The 24,757-nt window shown below is 52.8% G+C and carries 21 protein-coding genes; 17 read left to right on the top strand and 4 right to left on the bottom strand.

Going from position 1 to position 24,757, the window contains the following annotated elements; translation table 11 throughout:
- The first annotated feature begins 50 nt into the window (after positions 1 to 50).
- The 12 genes from EKM83_RS11470 to EKM83_RS11415 all read left to right on the top strand — a co-directional run bounded on the left by EKM83_RS11470 (position 51) and on the right by EKM83_RS11415 (position 13,475).
- Positions 51 to 368 carry a PadR family transcriptional regulator gene (locus EKM83_RS11470; RefSeq protein ID WP_125577569.1) on the top strand — a complete coding sequence of 106 codons (318 nt, stop codon included), beginning with the start codon at positions 51 to 53 and terminating at the stop codon, positions 366 to 368.
- Positions 361 to 996, top strand: coding sequence for a DUF1700 domain-containing protein (locus tag EKM83_RS11465; protein WP_125577567.1), 636 nt, complete (start codon positions 361 to 363; stop codon positions 994 to 996). Before EKM83_RS11470 ends, EKM83_RS11465 begins: the two co-directional genes overlap by 8 nt.
- Positions 993 to 1,952: a DUF4097 family beta strand repeat-containing protein gene (locus tag EKM83_RS11460; protein WP_125577565.1), complete on the top strand. Its 960-nt coding sequence runs from the start codon at positions 993 to 995 to the stop codon at positions 1,950 to 1,952. The genes EKM83_RS11465 and EKM83_RS11460 overlap by 4 nt, the downstream gene beginning before the upstream one ends.
- A gap of 310 nt (positions 1,953 to 2,262) precedes the next feature.
- Positions 2,263 to 3,258 (top strand): tRNA dihydrouridine synthase, encoded by a 996-nt coding sequence (locus EKM83_RS11455; RefSeq protein WP_125577563.1) that lies wholly within the window; start codon positions 2,263 to 2,265, stop codon positions 3,256 to 3,258.
- A 773-nt stretch (positions 3,259 to 4,031) separates the two neighbouring features.
- Complete coding sequence (locus EKM83_RS11450) at positions 4,032 to 5,234, top strand: trans-2-enoyl-CoA reductase family protein (protein WP_125577561.1); 1,203 nt, start codon at positions 4,032 to 4,034, stop codon at positions 5,232 to 5,234.
- Positions 5,235 to 5,525: 291 nt separating this feature from the next.
- A complete protein-coding gene (locus EKM83_RS11445) occupies positions 5,526 to 5,972 on the top strand; it encodes a flavodoxin domain-containing protein (RefSeq protein ID WP_125577559.1) in 447 nt (148 codons plus the stop codon).
- 29 nt (positions 5,973 to 6,001) lie between these two features.
- Positions 6,002 to 6,520 (top strand): GNAT family N-acetyltransferase, encoded by a 519-nt coding sequence (locus tag EKM83_RS11440; RefSeq protein ID WP_125577557.1) that lies wholly within the window; start codon positions 6,002 to 6,004, stop codon positions 6,518 to 6,520.
- A gap of 204 nt (positions 6,521 to 6,724) precedes the next feature.
- The gene (locus tag EKM83_RS11435; RefSeq protein ID WP_125577555.1) at positions 6,725 to 8,095 is read left to right on the top strand and encodes an amino acid permease; all 1,371 of its coding nucleotides are present in this window, start codon (positions 6,725 to 6,727) and stop codon (positions 8,093 to 8,095) included.
- Between the two features lie 571 nt (positions 8,096 to 8,666).
- A complete protein-coding gene (locus EKM83_RS11430; RefSeq protein WP_125577553.1) occupies positions 8,667 to 9,329 on the top strand; it encodes a hypothetical protein in 663 nt (220 codons plus the stop codon).
- 283 nt (positions 9,330 to 9,612) lie between these two features.
- Positions 9,613 to 10,254: a WxL domain-containing protein gene (locus EKM83_RS11425; RefSeq protein WP_125577552.1), complete on the top strand. Its 642-nt coding sequence runs from the start codon at positions 9,613 to 9,615 to the stop codon at positions 10,252 to 10,254.
- A 47-nt stretch (positions 10,255 to 10,301) separates the two neighbouring features.
- Entirely contained in the window at positions 10,302 to 11,333 is a 1,032-nt protein-coding gene (locus tag EKM83_RS11420) for a DUF916 and DUF3324 domain-containing protein (RefSeq protein WP_225418670.1), read from the top strand.
- 12 nt (positions 11,334 to 11,345) lie between these two features.
- Positions 11,346 to 13,475 (top strand): WxL domain-containing protein, encoded by a 2,130-nt coding sequence (locus EKM83_RS11415; protein WP_125577550.1) that lies wholly within the window; start codon positions 11,346 to 11,348, stop codon positions 13,473 to 13,475.
- A 1,057-nt stretch (positions 13,476 to 14,532) separates the two neighbouring features.
- On the opposite strand, the gene EKM83_RS11410 is transcribed toward EKM83_RS11415, so the two are convergent.
- Entirely contained in the window at positions 14,533 to 15,768 is a 1,236-nt protein-coding gene (locus tag EKM83_RS11410) for an ArgE/DapE family deacylase (protein WP_125577548.1), read from the bottom strand.
- Between the two features lie 199 nt (positions 15,769 to 15,967).
- Positions 15,968 to 16,777 carry a MerR family transcriptional regulator gene (locus tag EKM83_RS11405; protein WP_125577546.1) on the bottom strand — a complete coding sequence of 270 codons (810 nt, stop codon included), beginning with the start codon at positions 16,775 to 16,777 and terminating at the stop codon, positions 15,968 to 15,970.
- Positions 16,778 to 16,871: 94 nt separating this feature from the next.
- Here EKM83_RS11405 and EKM83_RS11400 point away from each other — a divergent pair, with 94 nt between their 5' ends.
- Entirely contained in the window at positions 16,872 to 17,816 is a 945-nt protein-coding gene (locus EKM83_RS11400) for a zinc-binding dehydrogenase (protein WP_125577544.1), read from the top strand.
- A gap of 431 nt (positions 17,817 to 18,247) precedes the next feature.
- On the opposite strand, the gene EKM83_RS13380 is transcribed toward EKM83_RS11400, so the two are convergent.
- Positions 18,248 to 18,532, bottom strand: coding sequence for a hypothetical protein (locus EKM83_RS13380; RefSeq protein ID WP_164505665.1), 285 nt, complete (start codon positions 18,530 to 18,532; stop codon positions 18,248 to 18,250).
- Between the two features lie 549 nt (positions 18,533 to 19,081).
- On the opposite strand from EKM83_RS13380, the gene EKM83_RS11390 reads away from it, so the two are divergent.
- The gene (locus EKM83_RS11390; RefSeq protein ID WP_125577542.1) at positions 19,082 to 19,408 is read left to right on the top strand and encodes a helix-turn-helix domain-containing protein; all 327 of its coding nucleotides are present in this window, start codon (positions 19,082 to 19,084) and stop codon (positions 19,406 to 19,408) included.
- Between the two features lie 341 nt (positions 19,409 to 19,749).
- Here EKM83_RS11390 and EKM83_RS11385 read toward each other — a convergent pair whose 3' ends face one another.
- The gene (locus EKM83_RS11385) at positions 19,750 to 20,172 is read right to left on the bottom strand and encodes an Lrp/AsnC family transcriptional regulator (protein ID WP_225418669.1); all 423 of its coding nucleotides are present in this window, start codon (positions 20,170 to 20,172) and stop codon (positions 19,750 to 19,752) included.
- Between the two features lie 218 nt (positions 20,173 to 20,390).
- Between EKM83_RS11385 and EKM83_RS11380 the strand changes: the two genes are divergently transcribed.
- The 3 genes from EKM83_RS11380 to EKM83_RS11370 all read left to right on the top strand — a co-directional run bounded on the left by EKM83_RS11380 (position 20,391) and on the right by EKM83_RS11370 (position 24,596).
- Positions 20,391 to 21,323: an ABC transporter ATP-binding protein gene (locus EKM83_RS11380; protein ID WP_125577540.1), complete on the top strand. Its 933-nt coding sequence runs from the start codon at positions 20,391 to 20,393 to the stop codon at positions 21,321 to 21,323.
- Complete coding sequence (locus EKM83_RS11375; RefSeq protein WP_125577538.1) at positions 21,324 to 22,844, top strand: ABC transporter permease/substrate-binding protein; 1,521 nt, start codon at positions 21,324 to 21,326, stop codon at positions 22,842 to 22,844.
- Between the two features lie 621 nt (positions 22,845 to 23,465).
- On the top strand, positions 23,466 to 24,596 hold the full coding sequence (locus EKM83_RS11370) for a vitamin B12 independent methionine synthase (RefSeq protein ID WP_125577536.1): 1,131 nt from the start codon (positions 23,466 to 23,468) through the stop codon (positions 24,594 to 24,596).
- The last annotated feature ends 161 nt before the right edge of the window (positions 24,597 to 24,757 follow it).

The raw sequence follows: 24,757 nt of genomic DNA, 5'->3' as shown, positions 1-24,757 counted from the left end.
AAGTGAATTGATATTATACGTGATATAGCATTGGAAAAGGAGGCAGTCACATGGCCATTCAAGTGCCAACGGAGTTGTTAGACGGCAGTGTGCTGGGCTTACTGACGCGCGAGGACCATTACGGGTACACGCTGACCCAAGAGGTGCGGGCGTTGATTCCCATTTCCGAATCGACCCTGTATCCGGTCTTGCGGCGGCTGAAGAAGAATGGCTGGTTAGAGACTTACGACGAGCCCTTTCAAGGCCGCAACCGCCGCTACTATCGGCTGACCGCTAGTGGTCGCGAGCGGCTCACTGAGATTCAAGCAGAGTGGCAGGACTTTAATCAGGCCATCACCAAGTTATTAGGGGGCAACCAAGATGAATGATTACATTCAGGCCGTGCAGCGTTTACTCGGCCAGCTCACGACGGCGGAGCAACAAGAAGTCGTCGAATACTATCGGGAATACTTATTGGACGCGGGCATCACGACCTACCAACAGGCCGTCGACGAGTTGGGTACGCCACGGTCCTTGGCGCGTAAGGTCTTGGCGGATTATTCCATCAAGCTCACCGAACAAGACGGCGATGACACCACCCAATCGCGGTCGTCCGTCCAGGCGACCAAGGCCAACGTGAAGACCGTCTGGCTGATTATTCTGGCCTTACTGTCGACGCCAGTGACGATTCCCATCATGATCGTGATTGTGGCGCTACTGGTGGCCTTTGTGGCGGTCGTATTCAGTCTTTTCGTGGCGGCACTAGCCGTCTTCTTGAGTATTATTTTGGTCGGCGCTATGGGGATAGTCGTCGGACTCGCCACCATTTGGCAGGCGCCGTGGACCGGGGTATTTTACCTGGGTGTGGGGTTAGCCGCGTTGGGTATCAGCTGGCTGGGCTGGTTGATTCTGAAATGGTTAGGCAGCAAGGTCGCTTGGGCCTTAACTTGGGCGGCTAAGAAAATCTACAACCGCTTCATTCCACGGAGTCGGGCAGAACGGGGGCGTAAGTTATGAAACGAACAACGAAAATTGCGATAGTCCTGGTGGTCCTGGGGACCATTTTAACGGGCATCGGCTGGCTCAATCACGGCAACAAGGGCGTCGTGTGGTCCAGTCAGGCGCGGCGCTTTGAGGTGATTCACCACAGCACGACGACTTATCAGCCAGCGGCTTACGATAAAATTGTGATTGACGCCCACGCCCCAGTGACCATTGAATCAGGGGAGACTAGTCGCGTGCGCATCAGCCACGTTGGCGATGCCCAAGGGCAACTCCGAGCAAAGGTGGACCACGGCACGTTGACCATCAGTGGCAGTAACGCGACCGAACACCTCAGCAACACCATCTTTGGCTTTAGCGACGATGATTATCGGCAGGGGGTGCACATCACCGTGCCGCGTGACCAACAGCTAGCGGCCGTTACGTTAAAACGCGGTTGGTCCGTGTTGCTGCAATCGTTGCGGACCAAGCAACTCGACGCCCATATTAGCGATGACCTGAGCCTCTACGATGTCACGGTGGACCGCAACGTGAACGTGCAGTCCAGCAACGGGGATGTATGGGTCAACAATCTGCGGGCCCGGCAGCTGAAACTTCAGGCCGAAAACGGCGACGTGGGCATGAACAATAGTCGTTTGACCAGTCGACACAACCAGGTGAATGCAGCCAACGGCGACCTGCGGGTAACCAAGAACACCCTGGGTGGCGGCCGACTCCAGACGGATAATGGGGATATCCACCTGTTGAATAACCGCTTAGACCGCGTGTTGACGGCCAAGACGGCTGATGGCGACATCACCGCCCACATTGCCAAATCGGCCGGGGTCAAGACCATGGTCAAGGATTCCGATATGGGCGACATCAAGGTCTTCGGCAAGGTCCACAACAGCGGTTACCAGCGCCATCCCAAGGCCGCTGCACAGTACCGTTTGACGTCGACGGACGGGGATGTGACGGTCAGCGCGGAGTAGTGGGGAATCAGTAGGAAAAGGTTTAGCCTACAAATAAATGTTGTCGCTATTTTACACACAACGCACGACTTTTGTGTAAAATAGTGACAAAGCGAGGCCGGTCAAGAAAGATCGGCACCGCCCAACTAGAAAATTTTATTAGATTACCAGTGGTGGCCCTAAACAGGTCGCCACTTTTTTAATCGTGACCACCCGCACAAGCTCCCGCGCTAATCGGTTTTCCTGGCTTTCCTTGAGAAACGTGGTAAAATATATGGACTGCGTTAAACCGGACTAAACATCAAATTTAACTACACAAGGAGATTTTATCGTGTCTGATTCATCTTACTGGCAAAAAATTGCGGACCATGCGCGCGCGGAGAACCGGCCTTTCTTTAGCTTGGCGCCGATGGAAGCCGTGACCAACGCCATCTTCCGCCGGGTCGTGGCGCGGGCTGCGGCGCCCGATGTCTTCTTTACGGAATTCACCAACGCCATCAGTGTGACCCACCCCAAGGCTAAATTTACCGTGCAAGGTCGCCTATACGTGGCGCCAGAAGAAGCACACATGCCGGTCGCCCAACTCTGGGGAAACGACCGTGACGCCTTTGCCCGCGCGGCAGTAGCCGTCAAGGACTTGGGTTACGAAGCCATCGACATGAACATGGGTTGTCCCGATTCGACGGTCATCAAGAACCACGGGGGTAGCGATTTGATTCGCAACTTCGACAGCGCTGCGGCCGTGATTGCCGGTGCCAAAGAAGCCGGGCTGCCCGTCAGCGTTAAGACGCGCCTGGGCTACAGTCGGTTGGATGAATGGCGGGATTGGCTCACGTTCCTATTTGAACAAGACATCCCGTTGCTCACGATTCACCTGCGGACTAAGAAGGAAATGAGCCGCGTACCCGCCCACTACGAGCTGATTGACGACATCGTCAAGCTACGAAATGAAGTCGCGCCGCACACGCTGTTACAACTCAACGGTGACATTGAAAATTACCAGGAGGGCGTCGAACTGGCGCAGGAACACCCTGGCGTCGATGGCATCATGATTGGTCGTGGCATCTTCACCAGTCCCTTTGCCTTTGAGAAGGAACCGAAAGAACACGACATCAAGGAATTGTTAGGCCTATTGAATTATCAACTAGACCTGTACGACGACTTCGAAAAGCGGTTCGATACGTCGCGCTTCGCCTCACTGAAGCGTTTCTTCAAAATTTACGTGCGCAACCAACGCAACGCCGCTAGCTTGCGGAATGCGATGATGGAAACGCACACGACAGACGAGGTTCGCCAGTTGTTGGCGGCATCCGAATTTACAGATTAAACCGAGAGTCACGTTGTCCGGTGGGATGGCGTGGCTTTTTTGACAGAACGTCTAAAGATTGAAAGCTGGAAATTAGCTAGAAGTATTATTACCACGCGACTCATGACGTAAAAATTAGTCGCTGACAGCATCTTAGCGAAAACTAGCCGCCTACCGTCCGCCAACTATGGGTTGGAACGCGGTGGGCGGACCGGACCGAGCCTGAGAGACGGTCTCGGCCTCGCTTTGAGCCGATGGCCCACGTCTCAAAGTCGCCAGTTGTCTAAGCGGCATGAACCGCGCCGCTAAAACAACTCCCACGGCTGAACCCATATTTGGCGGACTCTCGGCTACGGGAGTGCTCGCCAGTAAAAGCCGGCTTAGCCCCAGGTAACAGCTGATCTGGTTAACTAACACCCGTACTACTGATAATCACCAACCCGCCGGAGGCAGCCAGAGATGGATCCAGCTGTGTCGACGGTGTTGGCTGAGGTCTTTTCTCAGCCTACAGCGTGGGACGACTTTGGAGACTGGCGGATTTTGCTAGGCTTCAAAGCGAACCGGAAGCCAGTTTCTCAGGCTGGAGGTGTTCCCCAGAGCAGGCGGAATCTCTGGCTGACGCAGGCTCCTGGTTTGACTAATTTTAGTGAACAGGATTCTGTCATTTCTGGAATTACCGGGTTGGTGCCACCAGCTTTGATGAATTTACGATGCTTTTTCTGCGGGCAAAATCCTACCGGTCCCCCAGTTAGAAGTGGTAAGTTAGAGGAAAGACTCTAGGAGCGTGAAATGGTATGACACAGCTGACGTTTACGGAAAAAATTGATGGCAACGTGGCCCGTTCGGTGAATCCACTGGGTTTACAGCGGATGATGGCCCAACAGATTGCGACGGTCACGAAGGAGCCGCAATACACCGGAGCAAAACATGCATTGATTCTGGGCGGTTCGTCTAGTTACGGGCTGGCCAGTCGCATCACCGCGGCGTTTGGAATGGGTGCGGCGACGCTGTCCGTCGGGTATGAGCGACCACCGCGGCCCGACTTCTTGGGAACGGCCGGCTGGTGGAATCAGCGGTTCTTCAAGCATGCGGCCAATGAAGCTGGTTTAGTGGCCAGTAATTTAAACGCTGATGTGTTCCTGCCGCAAACCAAACAGGAAGTCATTCAATTCATTCGTAACCGGTTTGGCGGGCAATTGGACTTGCTGGTGTACTCGATTGCGGCGCCCAAACGTAAGAATCCGGCCAATCCCGCCGAAGCCTGGCGCTCGGTCATCAAACCGCTGGGCAACCCCGTGACGGATTACACGGTGGATCTCGAACATCAGCGCTTGGTCAAGGCCACGCTGGAACCCGCAACCGTGGCGGAAGTCGCCGCCACCAACCACGTCATGGGTGGCGAGGACTGGGAGCTGTGGATCGACGCCCTCCAAGCGGCCGGCGTGTTAGCACCTAATTTCAAAACGATTCTGTTCTCGTATGAAGGGCCGCGGGTCACGGCACCGGTTTACCACGACGGGACGTTGGGCCAGGCTAAACGCGCGGCCGAGGCCAGTGCCCACCAGATTCAGGCTAAATTAGCCAAGACGGGCGGCGAAGCGTTGATCAGCGTCAACCGGTCCGTCACCACCAAGGCGTCCGTGGTCATTCCAGGATTTTCGCGCTACTGCATGGCACTGTACCAAGTCGAGCAGCAACGTGGCGGTCACGAGCAGCCCATTGACCACATCGACCGGTTGTTCCGCGACATGGTCTACGGCGAACGCCGCGTGGTCGATAGCCGCGGCCGTCTGCGCCCAGACGCCACGGAGCTGTCACCAGCGGTTCAAGGCGCGGTCGAGGACCTGTTGCCCCAGCTGACGCCAGATAATTTCAGCACGGCAATGCCCGGATACCAACAGTTCCGGCGCGAATTCCGCCAGCTAAATGGCTTTGACGTGCCGGGGGTGTCCAACGTGATGGAACGCGACGCCTTGACGCAATTAGCCACAGACTAGCCAAGTGCTCAAACGACACTGCCAACGCGGTGTCGTTTTTTCTTGGTGCGCCGGCTAGGATGACTAGGGTAACAGCTCTAGCTGGCTTAGCGGTCGGAAAAGTCGTTGACACAACGAACGAGCAGGCTTGGTAGCGCGACACCGGGGTTTGCTTGCAACCGCCATCAATTAAAAATCGGCGAGAAACAGTGCTTCTTGCTAGGGAATCTGAGTGAAAAGGGCTATAATATTTAGCAGTTTCCAGTTTGCCCACTGTGGGTAGACTGGTGGAATCGAGAGGAACTTTAACTTATGACACCATCCATTCAAATCATCTACGCCAGTCAATCTGGCCGCAACCAAGCCATCGCCGGTCATTTGCAGGCGCAACTGGCTTCTAAAGCGCAAACGCTGGTCACCGAGGTTTCGCAAGCCGATGCCTTTGATTTACCAGCTAACGATGCCGTCATCGTGGTCAGCTACACGTTCCACGACGGCGACTTGCCAGATGAGGCCCAAGACTTCTTCGCTGACTTGCAAGAAGTCGACTTGGCGCGGACTAAATTTGCCGTGCTGGGCTCTAGCTCGAAGAAGCACATCCATTTCGGCCGGGCCGTTGACTACCTGACGATGCAACTGAATTCCAGCAATGGTGAGCAGGTCGCGGACTCCGTGAAGATCGACCAAGATCCCGATGATGCCGATTGGGCCCGCGTCGACCAATTGGCCCAACGCGTGTTAGCCAGCTTGGCAGAGTAAGAAAAAATTTAAGATGAGGTGAAACCACCATGTATTTACGGAAAGCAAAGATTGAAGAATTAGACTTAGTTTGTGACATTATCGAAGACGGCAAGAAGCAACTCGCCGATGCCGGCATCGACCAATGGCAAAATGAATACCCGAACCGCAACGTTATCAAGGGTGATATCGAAGACGGCCGGGCCGTGATCTACAACAGTGACGACCACGAAACGTTGGGTGTCGCTGCCGTTATCGAAGCGCCAGACCACGCCTACGACACGTTACAAGGAGAATGGCAAAAGGATACCGATAAGTACGTGACGGTTCACCGGGTCGCTATCTTCTCCCATCATCAGGGGAAGGGCTACGCATCCCAGTTGTTCCGCGACTTATTCGATTACATTGCCGAGAATCATCCCGAGGCTGAAAGCATCCGGATCGACACCCACCGCGACAACGCCAAGATGCAACACCTGATTGAAAAGTTTGGGTTCGTCAAGGCTGGCCAAATCGTGGGCGTCTACCATCCCGACGATGTCTGCTTCGTTTACGAAAAAGTTCTCTAAAAAAATTACCTGAGACCGTTACCGGTACACCGCCGTTAACGGCCTTTTTTGTATCGGGCCATCATTGAAAGCGGACTAGTTTTGCGGCATACTGAAGCATAGTATTACCAAATTTGTGAAAAAAACGTTGCGGAACGGGGCCAAATCAGGTAACCTTTCCTCATGAAGTTTTAATTATACAAATCATAGAAAGAAGGAATTAGATTGCAGAGAAAACTAAGTGCCCGCCAAATGCAGATGATTGCGTTAGGCGGTACAATCGGCGTTGGATTATTTATGGGGTCTGGTTCCACCATCAAGTGGACGGGCCCATCCGTCCTTATCGCGTACATCATCTCTGGTATTTTCCTCTACTTAATTATGCGGGCACTGGGCGAGATGTTGTACGTCCATCCCACCACTGGGTCATTTGCGACCTTCGCTTCTGAATACATGCACCCCGTCTTCGGCTTCTTGACGGCCTGGAGTAACATCTTCCAGTTCATCGTGGTCGGGATGAGTGAAATGATTGCCTTGGGCGGCTATTTCCGCTTCTGGTGGCCGAACTTACCGGACTGGATACCGGGACTGGTCGCCATCACCTTCCTGTGTGTGGCCAACCTGATCTCCGTGAAAATGTTCGGGGAGCTGGAATTTTGGTTCGCACTGATCAAGGTGGTCACGATTATTCTGATGATCATCGCCGGGTTGGGCGTCATCTTGTTTGGCTTCGGAAACGGTGGTCACGCGGTCGGCATCAGTAACCTGTGGACCCACGGCGGTTTCTTTACCGGTGGGGCCAAGGGCTTTATCTTCGCGTTAGCTATCGTGCTGGCATCGTATCAAGGTATCGAGCTGATCGGGGTCACGGCCGGTGAAGCGGAAAACCCGCAACACACGCTGGTCGCTGCGATTCGTTCAACGGTTGCCCGGATTTTGATTTTCTACGTGGGGGCCATCTTCGTGATTGTTTCCATCTATCCTTGGGATAAGCTGAACCAAATCGGCTCACCGTTCGTTCAAACGTTTGCGAAAATCGGGATTACCGCGGCGGCTTCCATCATCAACTTCGTGGTCGTTACGGCGGCGTTGTCCGGGTCCAACTCCGGCATCTACAGTGCTAGCCGGATGGCATTTACGCTGGCCGAAAAGGGGCAGTTGCCACGGAAGGTGACGCTGTTGAACCGTCACGGGGTGCCATTTTACTCCGTCATCGCGATTTCCTTGGGGATTGCGATTGGAATCGTGTTAAACGTGGTCTTGCCGATGTTCTTCAAGGATGCCAGTCAGATTTTCGTCATGGTTTACAGCTCCAGTGTCTTGCCGGGGATGGTACCGTGGTTCGTGATTCTGATCAGTGAAATTGAGTTCCGCAAGCAAAACCAGCAGCACATGGCCGAGCATCCGTTCAAGATGCCATTTGCGCCCTGGTCCAACTACCTGACGCTGGCCTTCCTGGCCGTCACGCTGATCTTCATGTTCTTGAACCCAGAAACGCGGGTCTCCATCCTGGTGGGGGTCGTCTTCCTGGCAATCATGACCATCATCTACTTCAAGAAGTACCAGCCGCGTGAAAAGGCTGCGAATAATAAATAAATTGATTGAAAGGCGGGAACTTCACGGTTCCGGTCTTTTTTATATGGCTGACGAGGTCGGCAAGATCAATGCCTGCGGCTGCCAGGGGTTCCGCCTGCTATGGGAGACGCTTCCAGCCTGAGGAGCGGTCTTCCAGCTCGCTTGGCAGCCTGACAAAATACGCCAGTCTCCCAAGTTACCGACGGATTGGTGACTATCAGCAATACTGTGTTAGGGACCAGTCGCTGATTAGCTGCCGCCTAGGGCTAAGCCAATTGTCGCTAGTATGCGCTCTTGTAGCCGTGAGTCCGCCAAATATGGGTTCAGCCGTGGGAGTTGCCTTAGCGGCGTGGTTCATGCCGCTTAGGCAACTGGCGTCTTTGAGACGTGGGCTTTCGGCTCAAAGCGAGGCCGAGACCGCTTTTCAGGCTCGGTCCGGTCCGCCCACAGCGATCCAACCCATATTTGGCGGGCGGTAGGCGGCTAGCCCAATACCATCCCGTCAGCCATCTAAAGCAAGACCCACAGTTCAAATCAAACCAGATTTGCGGTATGATGTTGTCATGACTAAAGAACAAAGGAGCGAACGAACATGAGTCGTCCAGGTAATTACGGCAAGTCAAGCCGGCTGAAACAATTGCGTCAACTCAAACGGCGCAAGCAACGACAAGCGGGCAATACCATCAACTGGGACCAGGTCGAGGACTTTCTGTTGGGCCGCTACCATTTGGTTCAGGGCAGTAAATTACCGCCGCTAGTCGACGCCACGGTCCAGCGTTTCTTCAGCGAGTGGTTGACTACGGCCATGGCTCCCGGGGAGCAGCAGGTCCAGTGGGACGTTGCGGCCACGACGGCAGTGACCCTCAAACGCATCGGCAATCAGGTGCCGTGGCAGTTTTACTACGTGTTATTAGGGCAAATCATGCGCTGGCAAAAGTTACTGTTGCGCGAAGGCCCTGTGGTACCGCTCGCGACTCGACGACAAATCGTCAAGCCTTTGACAGCCACGGCGTATGCTGGGCTAGTCGCCGACCAATTGGCGGTGAACTTACTGACTGTGATGGCCACGCCGATTACGCCTAGTCAGCGCGAACGGTTGACCCAAAGCTTCTTCCAAGACGGACAAGTGCAGTGGTCCGCTGTCGACGCATTGTTTGAGCCCATGGGGTTTCAGATTCAAGGGACTCCCGATGACGCAACCCGTGAATGGTTAAATGGCTTACTGGCCTTAACCGTGAGCGCTGACCACCATTAAATGGCTAGATACGAAAGACCAGCTAAAAACTGGTCTTTTTTCATGGGAGCAGGTATTATCTTAAATGAATCAAGCGATTGGTCACTAAAGGAATTACTGCGTAAGAAGGTCGGTGGACCAAGTGACCGACACGGAATAAATTAGTTGATGAGATGATGGGTGACTCAGTCATTACCAGGGTCATTCGTTTATACTAAAGCTGGTAATCAGGAGACTACGATTGTCACGATTTCTCGGAAAAAAGTCGCGGCAATGTCGCACTAAAATTTGAGAGGTGAGTATCATGACACGCAGATTAAAGGTCACGTTACTGCGTAGTCTGGCAGTTTTAAGCATTGGCGTTGGAATGGTGGGGGCTGGTCCAGCGTTGGCCGCGACGACGGATAGCTCAAGTAGCAGTGCCAGTAGTTCATCGGCAGTGACGAACGACAACACGACCGCGACCGCTGAATTTGACATGAGTCCCAATGCGGCGATTTCCCTAGATTCCGCGCCTAACATTGGTTTCGGGTCAAATATTGCGCCTAACAGCAAGTCGAATGGGAGTTACACGGCAAGTACGTTGAGTGCACCCCTAGAGGTATCTAACCCCGGACTAGCTTCTGGCTGGACCGTTCAGTTGAAGAATACCCCATTTACCGATGCCGCGGGCGACACGTTGGGTGGTGCTGAGTTGTCCTTAGGTAACGCAAGTGTTGCGGCTGGCAACAGCGGTAACCCATCAACGGCTCCTACAGCGGCCACGGCGCCATTAACCGGGACCGGTGCCAACCAAGTCGTCTTTAGTTCCCCTGCTAAAGGTGGTTTGGGGATCTGGGATTCCGACTACACGTTGGATGACGTTAACTTGACGGTTCCTTCAGGGCAATTGCCAGGGACCTACACGTCAACGTTGACGTGGCAGTTAAGTGACACGCCACAGTAAGGGTTAGGACGATTGGATTTTTTCGCTGATTGATTGGGGGAGTCAGTATGCAACGGGGACTTAAAATTTTGTTTGCCATGTTCGTCGCGTTGTTAGTGTGGGGGACGCATTTGACGAATGCGGCGGCCAGTTCGGTGGGTTATACGGTGAAAGCGGAGTTGCCAGCCGACCAATTGAGTAAGCAGGTCAGTTATTTCGATTTGCGCACGCAACCGGGACAAGAACAGCAGCTCAAGGTCGTCATCAGCAACACCAGTAACACCACCCAGCGATTTGCCGTCAGCGTCAACCAGGCGGTGACCAACGACAACGGGGTCATTGACTACAGCCAAAGCGACCCCAAGTTGGATCCATCACTGACCGTGGGGATGAAGGATATCTTCACCCAAGCAGCTGATCAGCACGTGACAGTACCGGCCAATGCGCAAAAGACGGTCGTGTTGACCTTGAAGATGCCCGCGACTAAGCTCCGGGGCACCTTACTCGGTGGGGTCTACGTCGCCCAATTACAAGGAAAGACGGCCAAACCGACCGCACCCATTTCAATCAAAAATGCCTTTGCGTATGCGATTGGCGTGGAGTTGCGTGAGGGGGCGTTAGTCCAACCGAACCTGGTGTTACATCAGGTCAAGGCCACGCAGATCAACCGGCGGAACTTCATCACGGCTAATTTGCAAAACCCCGAACCCGGGCTGATGTCTGGGCTAAAGGTGAATGCGCAGGTCATGAAGGCCGGCCAGAGCCAACTGAAGCCGCTGATTCAACAGCAGCAAAGCAAGATGGGGATGGCCCCCAACAGTAACTTCAACTTTGCCATTCCGTGGGGCAACAAGACCTTGCCCGCGGGCCAGTACGTGCTGCATTTAACGGCGCAGGCTGGCAAACAAAATTGGCAGTTTACCCGTAACTTTACGATTGCGAATAAGACAGTCAAACGCCTCAACAAGACTGTGGTGACACCGACCAAGCAACCAAACCATTGGCTGTATCTGGTCTTAGGCCTCATCATCGCATTGTTGTTGGCAATCATTGGCTACCTGATCTACCGCAATCATCAACAGAAAAACTCAGTGCAATAGGAGGAATGAGCGTTGTTCAAACGGTGGTTAAGCGCTGGCTTGATTCTACTAGCCGTTTGTCTAGGAAGTTCTGGTGTTTTGGCTCACGCCGATAGTGATTTGGATCAAGCGTTGGCCACGGCGCCACAAGGAATCTTTCTCGACAAAACAAATGCGTTCGTAACGACGGAGACGACTAATAAGAGCTCGGCCACCGTGATGGATGGCAAAAATGAAGCAACACCGGGAACGGACGTCGTGGCATTAACGTCCGGTGCGCGTCAGTTTGGTTCGATGTGGTCCTTAGATGCAGGAAAATTCGACCTGTACCAGGACCATGAGCTATCGGCGTGGCTTTACCTGGGAAACCAGGGTGTTAAGGCGGAAGGTGGGCTGGCCTTTGTCCTGCAAAATGACTGGTGGGGCTTAACCGCGATGCCAGCCAAAGGCAAAGCTGCCATTCCAGCGGAGACGTTGGGTGTTTGGGGGATCGACACGGATTCGCGGCAGTCTAGCGAGAAATCGATTGCCGAAACGGCGATTCAAAATAGTTGGGCGTTGGAGTTCGACGCGGGTTATAATGGCGTTTCCGGTAAGGTCGCTCTCGGCCAGGCGAATGCCTTTGACGGCGCTGAAACGGGCGCGCACATTGCCAACAACTACCCTAGTCAGGCAACGACTTACTTGAGTCGATTGGTGACGTCACGCAATCGCGACTATTTCTACTTCAACATGGCGCACCACGGCCAAATTACCGACGTGAATCACCCCAACTTCTTGGCCAACGGGCAGTGGCATCACGTGACGTTGAACTGGGACTATAAGGCCGAAATGTTGACGTATAGCTTTGATGACCGCAATCCGGTCACGGGCGAACGGCAGCCGGGCCAGAGCCGTTCTGAGCGAGTTTTTCCCTACAAGCTGGACCCCTACAAAACGGGCCAGGTCCGCTGGGGCTTTACCGCAACCAGTGGCAGTCGCGTGGAGAATAACTTGGTCATCTTGGAAAATGTGCCGGGATTGGTCAGTGCGCGGGGTGACCTGACAGTGACCAACCTGTCACAGAAACAGGCAGTGGCAGCTAACGACCAGGTGCTCAGTGGTGATCGGCTACAGCTAGATTATCAGCTGAAGTACCATGGTGGGCGCCAACCGTGGCGCGACATCTTGGCCAATTTGGCGTTGCCGACGGACTTTACGCCCGACGACATCACCATCACCTACCAGGATGCCAAGTTGCCGCCCCAACGGGTTGCGTTGCGTGAGTTACGTGACCAGCGACTATCGGTGCGTTTGCGCGAGGCGTTAAACACGGCCAATACGCAGGCGACGATTCGGGTGGTCGGTCAGGTCGACCAGGTCAAGCAATGCACCCCTGTGGTGCCAACGACCAGTACGTTTACGTCGCCGACTCAGACGTGTGCGGTCGACAGCCCCAAGTATTTCATCAATCCGCACGCCGACTTGGATCTGCAGGTGACCAGTGATAACCCCGTTAAATTGGCCGCTGGCGCAGATACTACGGTCACTGGGACCGTCAAATCGACGCTTCCCAGTGACCAGCTACAGATCAAGCCCGTCCTCAATTCGCAGTCCTTACCGACCGTTATGGTCAAAGACGGTCAGTTCACGTTACCCCTAAAGAGCCAGCAGCTCCAAGCGGGCACCAATGAACTGATCCTCCGCGCCGTCACGTCTGCGGGAGATGAGTCCGCACCAGTAACCGTGACGTTAACGGTCGCCGGGGAGCTGAAATTTTCGACGGTATCGCCAGAGGAGAATTTTCAATCGGCCCGACTCACGGGTCAAAGTCAATTCATCAAACGCGCCGGTCACTGGCAACTCGCGGTTCGGGATACCCGCGGGACTGGCGAACGGTGGACGTTGACCGCGGCGGCGACCCCCTTCGTCGCCAAAGATGCTCACGGCGCGCAACTGGTCGGCCAACCGGTCTACGTCACCGACTACCAACGCATTCCCATCCTGCCGACACCCACCGCGGTGTACACGCATGAGACGGATGATAGTGTGGCCGATGGTGAAGTCGATGTGGCGGGCAGCTGGCGTGACGATACCGGTGTCTTATTGCACGTCCAAAGTGCCTCACTCAGCGGCCAGTACCAAGGGACCATCACCTGGGCACTGACCGACGCGCCACAATAGGGCGGCTAGCCAGTCGCAAACGGAATGTCACAGGTACGCTTTAGCGGTCGGACCGATGGCTAAAGACGACCAGTTGGCGAGATCTTGCGACAAGCCCAACTCAGTGTGACCGGGTTTGCGGCTGGCAATGCAGCTCAGTCGGGAAACAGGCGAGTCAAAAAAGCAGTGGTTCTGGTCAGCGTTTAGTGCTGGCGGGAACCACTGCTTTTTAGGTTATCATGAAACTTTTAGAATTTTTAGGGTGACAACTGGCGCTGGAATTTCGTTTGTATAGGTAGAGGGGTGGTCACACCGATTCCGCCTTACCGTTCCGCGAAACTAAATCGAATCCAGTCAAATTGAGGAAACCAGTCGCCTGCGGCTGCCAGGGGTTCCGCCTGCTACGGGGGCCGGTTCCGGCCAAAGAGCGGGATTCCACCTCGCTTCGAAGCCTGGCAAAGCCCACCAGTCTCCCAAGTCGCCCCACGCTGTAGGCTGAGAAAGAACCTCAGCCAACACCGTCGTCACAGCTGGCTACACCCCTGGCCTGCTCCGGCTAAATTGGCGTACTCAGTGAGTTTTAGCGGCTAGATGGGGCAACGTCTTGAACAGTAGGACGGCATCCGGTGAATGGCGTTGCCGTAACGCAGACGGTACACCATTGCCTGATAGACTGAATTGATGTACCGTCACTACTCGCAGCTACAGTAATAGTGTAACCGCAACGGACGACGGTACCACGATGATTTTCACCAGCAACTTTAACTCGGCAGTGATGAAAACTTTACACGCGGTTGTTGCTACTGATCACCTGCTAGCTACCACAGAAAGTCGGGCTGATTTAGCGGCTAAGTCAAGGAATCGTTATTGATAACCGCTACCGTAGCCGAGAGTTTGCCAAATATGAGCTCAGCCGTAGGAGTTCCCTTAGCGGCACGGGTTCGGCCGGTTAGGGAACTGGCGTCTTTGAGACGAGGGTTTCGGCTCAAAGCGAGGTGACGAGACCGCTCTTTGGCTCGTCCCGCCGCCCACCGCGTTCCAGCTCATATTTGGCGAACGGTAAGGCGGAACTATGGCACTATTTCAACAATGCCGTGATTAATTGTTCGTAGATGGTGATGAAGCGGTGGTACATGTCCAGATCGACGTACTCGTTGACCTGGTGCGCCGTGATGTTGCCGGGGCCGAAGACGATGACGTCGATGTTGGGGTTGACCGCCAGGAAGGAAGACGCGTCGGTGCCACCGGGAACGCCGATCAGTGGAAGTTTTTGCTGCAACGTGTCTTCACCAATCTGCTGGGCCAGCGTGACCAGTTGGGTGTCGGCCATGGTGTGCATCGGCCGTAAATCGCTGAGAATATCCAACGTCAGTTCGGCACCCTGAGCGTTGATTTCCGCGATGATTTGTTTGATTGATGCGGTGATGTCAGCGTTGGACAGTTCGGGGATGGTCCGAATCTTGACGGACAAATCGGCGCTAGCAGGTACCGTGTTGATTTGTTCGCCCCCCTTGACCATGGTGACAACGGGAGTAACGGGTCCTAAGACGGGGTTGCGGAAGTCCTTGATGCTATTAAAGTAGGCCTCTTCTTTTTGATAGAAGGTCATCAAGGGCGTGATGGCATTTTTGCCGATTTCGGGCATCGAACTGTGGGCGGCGACGCCTTTAGAATGGACTGTGTAGGTCAATGACCCCTTGTGTGCCAATTCAATAAAATGTTGTTCGTTGGTCTGGTTGGCGGCCAGTAAGGCTTTAGCGCCGGCCTCGTCGCTTTGGAGCATGTATTGAATCTGCTTTTGCAAGAGTAGTTGCTTGTTGACGCCGCTAGGTTCACCGACAATCAAGGTGTCTAGGTCCTTGGCGTAGCCGGCTTCGGCGAGTTGCTTAGCGCCGTATTGGCCGTATTCCTCGCCAACTGTGGCCATCAAACGCAGGGTTCCGTGGAGTGGCACATTTTGTTCCTTCAAATGAATCATGGCGAAGACACCGGCCATTAAGCCGGACTTCATGTCAGAGGTCCCGCGGCCCAGCATGTTATTGTCTTTGATGGTGGCGGAAAGGGCGTCGACTTGCCATTTAGCGGCATCGCCTAATGCGACGATGTCTTCGTGACCATCAAAACCAACAACGGGGCCGTTGCCATCACCGATTTCGGCGACTAAACTGACGCGGTCTGGTTCGTAAGCAACGGCTTTACTGGAAATGCCGTGTTGTTGTAAGAGGTCGGTCAGGTAATCGGCAACTAATTTTTCGTGGCCATTGACCGTGTTTAATTTGATAATATCGCTTAACGCTTGGACTACTTCATCCATGTTAGATTCCACCTTAGGTTTGAGTTTGAACGCGAATACTGTGATTGATTAAGTAAAGAAACAATGCGGTTCATCTTGATTACAGCACTTTTCGGGGGAGGGGTCAAGAATGTGCTGCGGCAAAATGGCTAAGGCTCGGCGCTGTCACTTTTCAATGTGTGCCAGCTTAGCTTTCGCATAAGGCCAGGCACCAGTAGTCTTAGTCCGTCAGCTGATATTGCAAGCAAACCAGGTCCGACGCGCCCTTGCTGGTGAAGGCCTCGTCCAGGTTCATTTGCCACAGCTGGTCGGTGATGGTCAGGTGCTGTTGCTGAATGTAGTCGCGAAGAATCGTCAGGCTGTGGCAAATGGCATCCGGCTGATTCGTGGTGTTGATGGCCACGTATTGACCAGCGGGTTTCTCCAGTCGCGGCAGGTCGCCCGTGTCGGTATCCGCCGCGACTGCCTTTAAAAGGCAAAAAGACGCCGTCGGATAGGCGCTGGCATCACTGTTGGGCAGTTGCGTGAGAAAGCCGGAATCCTGGCGATTCACAAGTTTCAGTTGGCCCAGTTGTTGGTAAAACTCAGCGTAGATTTGCGCCACTTCGGCTTCCGTACAGGAAACGGACTGGGTCGACCGGCAAAAATGAGCGAGGTGCCCGGTCATGATAAACGGCTGATTTTGTGTCGGCACTGCCGGCGGCGCCACTTGGGAAAAGCGGGTGGTCAACGTCGCCTTTAACTGCGATAACCGCGCCATTTTCTGGTCGATTTGCGTTAAGACCTGGTGCAGACTGCGATTCAATGAGTGGGCATCGGTCGCCATGTCGAGCGACTTGATTTCCGCGATGGATAGGCCGAGTTGGCGTAGTTCTAAAATGAAGCTTAATTGGTAAAGTTGGTTATACTCATAGTAGCGGTAGCCATTGGCGGCGACGGTTTTGGGCTTGAACAAGTCTTTTTCGTCGTAAAAAATCAGCGTCCGCCGCGTGGTGCCGGCAAGTTGGGCAAATTTTTGGATGGTCAGCATAGAATTTCCTCCTGAAAAGCTTGACTGTCACGTTACGTTACACCTTAGACTTATTTTGTTCAGGAAGCAATTCATTAGGAATGGAGAGATCAAGATGCGAGCAGTTGTGATTGATAAACCCGGCGACGTCGACGTCATGCAGATTGTGGAGCGGCCGATGCCACAGGCCACGCAACACCAGTCGGTCATGAAGATTCATGCGTTTGGGGTGCACCGCTACGAGGCACTCACGCGGGCTGGTGGCTCACCGTCCGTGAAATTCCCGCGGGTCATCGGCGTGGAAGCAGTCGGGGAGATTGCCGAACCAGCGGCGAATAGTCAGTGGAAACGGGGCCAAAAGGTCGTTACCTTAATGGGTGGCTTTGGTCGCGAAGTCGACGGTAGCTACCAGGAATACGCGCTGGTCGATGATGCCAATTTGTACCCGGTCGATTTCGCTGGTGATTGGGTCACTTTGGCGCAGTATCCGGAAAACTTCTACACTGCTTTGGGGTCGATCAAGTCCTTGAAGCTGAAGCCTGGGCAAACGCTATTGGTGCGGGGCGGCACCAGTGCCGTGGGCTTGGCCGCCATTAAGTTGGCTAAGGTCCTCGGGCTAAAAGTCACGGCAACCACCCGGCGGCAAGCGATGCTAACGGTCTTACGCGAAAATGGGGCCGACGACGCGATCTTAGATCAGGATAACCAATTGGTCACGACGCAGAATTTCGACGGCATCATTGATATGGTCGGGACGGTCACGTTAAATGACTCGATCGCGCACTTGAACGTCGACGGCAAGGTCACCATGATTGGTTTGTTGGCGGGCGAATGGGTGGTCAAAGACTTCAGTCCGTTTGCCCTCGGGGGGAAGTACCTAACGTTCTTTGATTCGACGAATGTGGACCGCCGCATGGTCGCGGAAATGTTTGCCTTGATCAACGAACACCACCTGACGATTCCTATCGCCCGGGTCTTCAAACTTGATCAGATTCAAGAGGCGCACCGTTACATGATGGTCAGTCGCGAGCCGGGGCAAGTGATCGTGGATAATGATTAAATCGGGATTGTACTAGTCAGAACGATTGATAGTTGAATAAGCAACTGGTTTAAGAAAAGTGCTAAAATCCAACCGGAGGCTGCTGAAAAATACCCAAAACTATTCAAAGCGTTGTCCGAATGCGAATTTCATTCGGGCAACGCTTTTTTAATCGGTTTCGATGCTTAAAAGTATCGGTCCCCATGGTCTATCTGTTTACCTCAAATTATCTTACCGGATGTTGCAGGTCAATTTTAAATCCGGTAAGATAATTTACTCTAAAAATGTCCAATAAAAAATTATTAGGCTAAGAGAAACCAATCCCCCGACACTAAATAAAATAGACCTGTTGAGCTTTTGTCGACGCCATTGAATATAGGGGATAACAATTACAAGTGCTGCGGAGGCAATCCCTAGAGCAGTTAAAAATTTCAATTCAGTTCACCTAGATATTATATTTTGTGAATTTTAGCTTGTTTTTGGGAGTTCAAGGATGCAATCGGGAACTCATCAGTTGCAGTAACACGGCAACCACCTTTTGTGGAACCTTTATTAATCCACTTCTTCATGTCCTTCTGAGCATCAGTGAAGCGAGAAGAAGCGATACTGCCACCAACTATACCAACAAGAGCGCCAACACCGGCTCCGATAGGACCGGCGCCTGAGCCAATACCGGCACCAGTGCCAGCACCGGCGCCAGCTACGGCAATAGCTGTTTTGCCGTAATAAGACCGCAAGTCTGGTAAGCCAGCCTTCGTTGAGGCGAAGTCGTTAAGACCACCATTGACCCATCTTTCGGAAAATTTATGACTACGTGTCTGCGGATGTTCAAATTCTAGTTCGGCTTCATCTTCAATGTCATAGTCAATTTGTGCACCATCATATTTTTGTGTTAATTCTTGATATTTTGCCTTTTCTTGTTCTGGTGTAATGAGTGCAGATTGGTCGGCAATATGGTTAACCTCAGCACTTAACCTTTTCCAGTTGTCATTGGCATAACAATTCCTGATAGTGAAAATACCGTCATTAGAATAACGCCGTGTTTTTTTAAATTCATCTTCATTCCGCCCTGTTTTTAATCTTGTCGATCCGGATCAACAAGTTCTAATTTAAACTAGATCAGCACATTAATAGTACCAATCTCTTTACGTAAAGAGATTTAGCACGATATGTAAACAAGCGTTTTACACTTAATTTTAAGATAGTCAGTAAATTAATAGTAAACTGGAAAGTTAGCTGTTCATGATAAAGTGGTCTAGACAAAATTGATTTAAAAGGGGAGCGCTATGGGAGAGATTGGGGATAACATCAGGAGAGCACGTATTTTACGTGAAATGACTCAAGAATATGTGAGTAATGAATTAAATATTTCACGTCAGTCTATTTCACGTTGGGAAAATGGGAGAGGATACCCAGATGTCGAGAAATTAGTTAAGTTGAGTGTGCTTTACGACGTCACAATGGATTATTTATTGTTGGGGAAGGATGACCCAAGTGCAGCAAATAAGCCAAGCTCTAAGTCTGGGGCAAACTGTTTGACTTTTAAAGTAATGCTAGTTGTTGGATTTCTGAGCACCTTATTAGGGCATCTTGTAATTAGTACTATTATGTAACGTAGGAATATTTAATGTTATAAATATTAAGCTAAAGTGGCGTATATGAGCTCGGTGTTCAAGTCTTAGATGTGTTCTGCAAATTACATTAGACAATACTTTAGGGGAACACAGAACGCTAGGTCGCCAAGAGATGTAGAACGCAAGAGGTACCTTTTGTGCACCGGTAGTGTCTAAAGGTTAAGAACTGAGGGTTGCAAGATAAATATCTGCTAGAAACATTGTCACCACGCGACTGATTTGACAACTAGCCTACTAACACAATGGTGCTGACAATCTCTGGCTGACGCAGGCACCTGGTTTTACTAAGTTCAGTGGACAGAACACTGTCATTCCAGTCCTCAAATATCATCAATCACGTCAATCACCTGGTAAGTCGCCAGCTTGCCCAGCGCCAGTAGGAAGTCGCTGAGGTTGTGCCGGTCCGGAAAGGCGCCTTCGATCATGTAGGCAAACTGGCCGGTCGTGCGGTAGTGGTGGCGAATATCGTTGTGGTAATGGTGGACCAATTTTAAATAAGCCGCGTGTTGTTGGTCTTGCACGGCAACCTGAATGAAGACCTGCCGGGGAAATCCCAGCTTGTCGAGATCGACCTCGACGGTGTAGCGGGTGATGACGCCGGTGTCGGTCAAGCGTTGAATGCGGGCGGCCACGGCTGGGGCGGTCAGATGGACCAATTTGGCCAGGTGACTGACCTTGATACGGCTGTCGCGATTTAAGGCCTTGATGATGGCCATGTCGATTTCGTCTGGAATGATGAACACCTTGTTTTCTAAGTTTTTTAGGCCCGAAGCCTTTGGTTTTAATATTAACAGTCCCGCTCAAAGCGTGTAAAGTAGAGGTCATTGCATTAGGAAATTTGTAAGCCGTTTGCTTAGGAATCCAGGTGAAGATTAGTATAATTAAACGGTAACCACCATTTGAACTATCGCGGTAGTGAGATAGTTCTTGTTAATAACAAAGTAACAGGACGGAGGTCGTTATGATAGAATTTAAAAACGTTAGCAAGCGCTACGCCGGTAATCAAGCCCTCGATGACTTGAACTTAACGATTCCGACGGGAGATTTCTTCGTGCTGGTCGGCCCCAGCGGGAGCGGTAAGACGACCACACTGAAGATGCTCAATCGGTTGATCGAACCGACCGATGGAGATATTTACTTTGATGATAAACGGATTATTGATTACGACTTAAAACAATTGCGGCAACAAATGGGCTACGTACTGCAAAATATTGCACTCTTTCCCAATTTAAATATCCAAGACAACATTGCGTTGCAGGCTGAGTCGCTGGGCTGGTCGCGTAAACGCCGCATCGACCGGGCGCGGGCCTTGCTCGCCCAAGTGGATTTGGACCCCAATCAGTACGCCACGCGAATGCCCAGTGAACTGTCTGGTGGGGAACAACAGCGGGTCGGCATCATCCGCGCGCTGGCCATTAAGCCCAAGGTCGTCTTGATGGATGAACCCTTTAGTGCCCTGGACCCGATTTCGCGTAAACAGCTACAGGACCTAGTCTTACAGCTACACCAAGAATTGAAAATGACCTTCGTTTTCGTCACGCACGATATGCACGAAGCCTTGCGCCTCGGGCAACACATCGCGGTCATGCGGCTGGGCCACATCCAGCAAATCGGCACGGGCGAGGCCATCATGCAGCACCCAGCCAATGATTTCGTTCAAGGCTTCTTTGAAAATGAACACACGCCGCGGCCGGCCACGATTCACGACTTATTGGCGCAAGGCTACGGCGAACCCACGACGGCGTCCGCTACCTTGACGGCCACGGCGACCGTGAACGAGTTGGCGGCGGCGTTAAAGACGCAATCCACCGCCGCGGTAATGACGGACCACGGGCCGCGCCAGCTGACCACGGCTGACCTGTTAGACTACTTAGCCACGAAGGAGGCCGATTAGGTGTCACAAATTAATCATATTCTCCAGACCCAGGGTGGCGACATCCTGCACGCCATCGGCCAACACATTGGCTTGTCGCTGATTTCACTACTGATTGCGGCAGTCATCGCGATTCCGGTCGCCATCTTATTGATGCACCACGAGCGCTGGGCCAAGGTCATGTTGCAGATTACCAGCATTCTCCAGACGATTCCAAGTCTGGCATTGCTGGGGATTCTGATTCCCATCGTGGGGATTGGGACCGTGCCGTCGATCATCGCGCTGGTGATTTACGCGGTGATGCCGATTTTTCAAAATACTTATTCGGGGCTGACGACTATCGACCCCAACTTGGAAGAAGCCGCGACGGCATTTGGTCTGTCCCGGCGGATGAAATTATTCCGGATTGAGTTACCTTTAGCACTACCGATGATTATCTCGGGGATTCGTATCGCCACCGTCATGATTATCGGGACCGCCACGCTGGCTGCCTTGATTGGAGCCGGGGGGCTAGGGACCTACATTTTGCTGGGGATTGAAACCAACAACAATGCCCTGCTGATCATCGGGGCCGTGCTGTCGGCCATTTTGGCGCTGGTCTTTGGGGCCGCCATCGATTGGCTGGGCAAGCTGTCCTTCAAGAAGGCCGGCATCGTCTTGTTGACGTTGGTCGTCTTGATTGGCGGCTTCGCGGGTTACCGCAAGATCGCCAATCCGCAGACCACCATCACGGTAGCCGGCAAGCTAGGCAGTGAACCAGAAATCTTGATCAACATGTACAAGGACCTGATCGAACACGACCACCCCAACATCCAGGTGACCACCAAGGCCAACTTTGGCGCGACGTCCTTCCTATTCAAGGCACTACAGTCGGGCTCCATCGACATTTATCCTGAGTTCACGGGGACCGTTTTGGAGTCACTGGTGAAGGGTGAAAAATCTGCCAGCCATGACCCAGCCAAGACGTACCAGACGGCCAAGACTGCGCTGAAATCGCAGTACCAAATGGCCTACCTCAAGCCGATGCAATATCAAAACGGCTATGACTTGGCGGTCACCAAGCAATTTGCTACCAAATACCATCTCAAAACCATCTCGGACTTGGTCGCCGTTGAAGACAAGGTCCACGCCGGTTTTGACCCCGATTTCCATCAACAAAAAGATGGCTATCCTGGCTTGAGCAAGGCGTATGGGTTGAAATTTGCCAGCGTCAAGACCATGGAGCCGTCGATTCGCTACAAGGCCATCGCTAACGGCAAGGTCAACCTGGTCGATGGGTACACCACCGATCCGGAAGTCCAAGAATACCACTTGGTCGTCTTGAAGGATGACAAGTCGTTCTTCCCACCGTATCAAGGGGCGCCGTTGATGACGGAAAAGCTGTTGACGCAGCATCCTGAATTGCGAACGACGTTGAACAAGCTAGCGGGCAAGGTCACGACAACAGACATGCAGAAGATGAATTACCAAGTGTCGGTCAAGCACCACAAGGCCGCTACGGTGGCTCGCGATTACCTGCGTAGCCACGGGTTGTTGGATTAGCCTAAAGTAGGAGCCTCCGCCAGCGGCGTGGGGCGACTTTGGAGACTGGCGGGTTTTGCCAGGCTTCAAAGCGAACTGGAAACCCGCTCTTTGGCTGGAAGTGTTCCCCATAGCAGGCGGAATCTCTGGCTGACGCAGGCTCCTGGTTTCACTAATTTTAGTGGAGAACACGGTTGTTTCGGGAACTACCGTGTTAATGCCACTTTCAGCCTTCAGTAATTGAAAAGAACTTCTCACCTTTAGGACTTGACAACCAGTCTAGCTAGCCGTAAACTTATCACTAATTTCTAATCAGTTTTTCATAAAAGAAGCTGGGAGAAGAGTAACGGCCAGGTCGCCGCGCAGTGAGCCCGAGTCAGTGTAAACGGGTCAGTGGCCAGCCGTGAAGATGAACTCCCGTCAGCTATCAAGCGGTTCACGCTGTTTGGTCGGTAGGAACCGTTAACTTTCCGGGTATCAATGGTACCGGTGAGGCAAGGTCTGTGAGGGCCTTGTGAATTAGGGTGGTAAAACGACGCGTTCGTCCCTGGAACTAAGCGATTAGTTCTGGGGATGAACGCGTTTTTTGGTTAGCTGATGATTGGAAAATACTGTCCAGGTTTAAAATTAGGAGGAATTTATATGACTACAACTACTGAAACACAGATTCCGTTCCGTTACGATGTCGTCGGCAGCCTGTTACGGCCGGCCACTTTGAAGCAAGCGCGCGCCGAATTCGCGCAGGGCGCCATCGACACTGAGCAGTTAAAGCAAGTTCAACGCGCCGAAACCAAACGCGTTGTGCAAAAGCAGATCGACCTGGGGCTCAAGGCGGTCACCGATGGCGAGTTCAACCGTAGTTGGTGGCACCTCGACTTTTTGTGGGGCTTGACCGGGGTCGGCCATTACGACTACAAGCAAAGTTATAAATTCCACGGTAGCCAGACCCGGACCGACAACGCCGATTTGGTCGGCAAGATTGCCTTTAACCCAAATCACCCGTTCTTTGAAAGCTTCCAATACTTACAGAGCCTGGTGCCAGCGGGGGTGCTGGTCAAACAGACCATCCCGTCGCCCACGATGTTGTTCCGAGACAATCGCAGTGACAACTGGCACGAATTTTACCCGACCTGGGACGCCTACCTAGATGACCTGGCCAAAGCGTACCACGAAACGATTTTGCATTTCTATGAACTGGGCTGTCGCTACCTTCAGCTGGACGATACGACTTGGGCCTTTCTTATCAGCAAGCTCAATGCCACGACCGACGATGTGACCGCGCATCAGACCTACGTCAACCTGGCTCAAGACGCGGTCCACGTGATCAATACCCTATTGAAGGACCTGCCGGACGACTTGACAGTGACCACCCACATTTGTCGGGGCAATTTCAAGTCGACCTACCTGTTCTCTGGTAGCTATGACGATGTCGCCGACTATCTGGGGGAACTGCATTATGACGGCTTGTTCTTGGAATACGACAATGAACGGGCGGGGAGCTTCACGCCCTTGGCGAAAATTTGGCACCACGATGCCCACAAACGGCTGGTCTTGGGGCTGATCACGTCCAAGTTCCCTGAACTAGAAGATGTCGACCAAGTCAAGGCTCGTATCGCCGACGCCGCTAAACAGGTACCACTAGCCAATCTAGCCATCTCCACGCAATGCGGGTTTGCCTCCACGGAGGAGGGCAACGTCTTGACCGAAGACCAGCAGTGGGCCAAGTTACAGCTGGTGAAGCGGGTGGCCGATGAGGTTTGGGGCGAAGACTAGCACCTCAGATATAAGTAAACATCCACCAGCACAGCTGGTGGCTTTATAACCGCCCTAGAAGGGCTCATCACACGCAAAAAGCCCCTTAAAGGGGCCCAACAAAAGACTACCAACCGCTGACTCTCGTTGCCTTGGTAGTTTTTTACTTCTTAAACGGATCT

The sequence above is a fragment of the Levilactobacillus angrenensis genome (assembly GCF_003946085.1).
Taxonomy (GTDB): domain Bacteria; phylum Bacillota; class Bacilli; order Lactobacillales; family Lactobacillaceae; genus Levilactobacillus; species Levilactobacillus angrenensis.
This window is presented reverse-complemented; position numbering and strand designations above follow the sequence as displayed.

What these genes read in the sequence shown, in the direction of transcription:
- EKM83_RS11420 (WP_225418670.1), top strand. Translation starts at nt 10,302, where the DNA reads ATGCAACGGGGACTTAAAATTTTGTTTGCCATGTTCGTCGCGTTGTTA.
- EKM83_RS11450 (WP_125577561.1), top strand. Translation starts at nt 4,032, where the DNA reads ATGACACAGCTGACGTTTACGGAAAAAATTGATGGCAACGTGGCCCGT.
- EKM83_RS11405 (WP_125577546.1), bottom strand. Translation starts at nt 16,777, where the DNA reads ATGCTGACCATCCAAAAATTTGCCCAACTTGCCGGCACCACGCGGCGG.
- EKM83_RS11465 (WP_125577567.1), top strand. Translation starts at nt 361, where the DNA reads ATGAATGATTACATTCAGGCCGTGCAGCGTTTACTCGGCCAGCTCACG.
- EKM83_RS11410 (WP_125577548.1), bottom strand. Translation starts at nt 15,768, where the DNA reads ATGGATGAAGTAGTCCAAGCGTTAAGCGATATTATCAAATTAAACACG.
- EKM83_RS11470 (WP_125577569.1), top strand. Translation starts at nt 51, where the DNA reads ATGGCCATTCAAGTGCCAACGGAGTTGTTAGACGGCAGTGTGCTGGGC.
- EKM83_RS11430 (WP_125577553.1), top strand. Translation starts at nt 8,667, where the DNA reads ATGAGTCGTCCAGGTAATTACGGCAAGTCAAGCCGGCTGAAACAATTG.
- EKM83_RS11460 (WP_125577565.1), top strand. Translation starts at nt 993, where the DNA reads ATGAAACGAACAACGAAAATTGCGATAGTCCTGGTGGTCCTGGGGACC.
- EKM83_RS11400 (WP_125577544.1), top strand. Translation starts at nt 16,872, where the DNA reads ATGCGAGCAGTTGTGATTGATAAACCCGGCGACGTCGACGTCATGCAG.
- EKM83_RS11425 (WP_125577552.1), top strand. Translation starts at nt 9,613, where the DNA reads ATGACACGCAGATTAAAGGTCACGTTACTGCGTAGTCTGGCAGTTTTA.
- EKM83_RS11445 (WP_125577559.1), top strand. Translation starts at nt 5,526, where the DNA reads ATGACACCATCCATTCAAATCATCTACGCCAGTCAATCTGGCCGCAAC.
- EKM83_RS11380 (WP_125577540.1), top strand. Translation starts at nt 20,391, where the DNA reads ATGATAGAATTTAAAAACGTTAGCAAGCGCTACGCCGGTAATCAAGCC.
- EKM83_RS11370 (WP_125577536.1), top strand. Translation starts at nt 23,466, where the DNA reads ATGACTACAACTACTGAAACACAGATTCCGTTCCGTTACGATGTCGTC.
- EKM83_RS11390 (WP_125577542.1), top strand. Translation starts at nt 19,082, where the DNA reads ATGGGAGAGATTGGGGATAACATCAGGAGAGCACGTATTTTACGTGAA.
- EKM83_RS11440 (WP_125577557.1), top strand. Translation starts at nt 6,002, where the DNA reads ATGTATTTACGGAAAGCAAAGATTGAAGAATTAGACTTAGTTTGTGAC.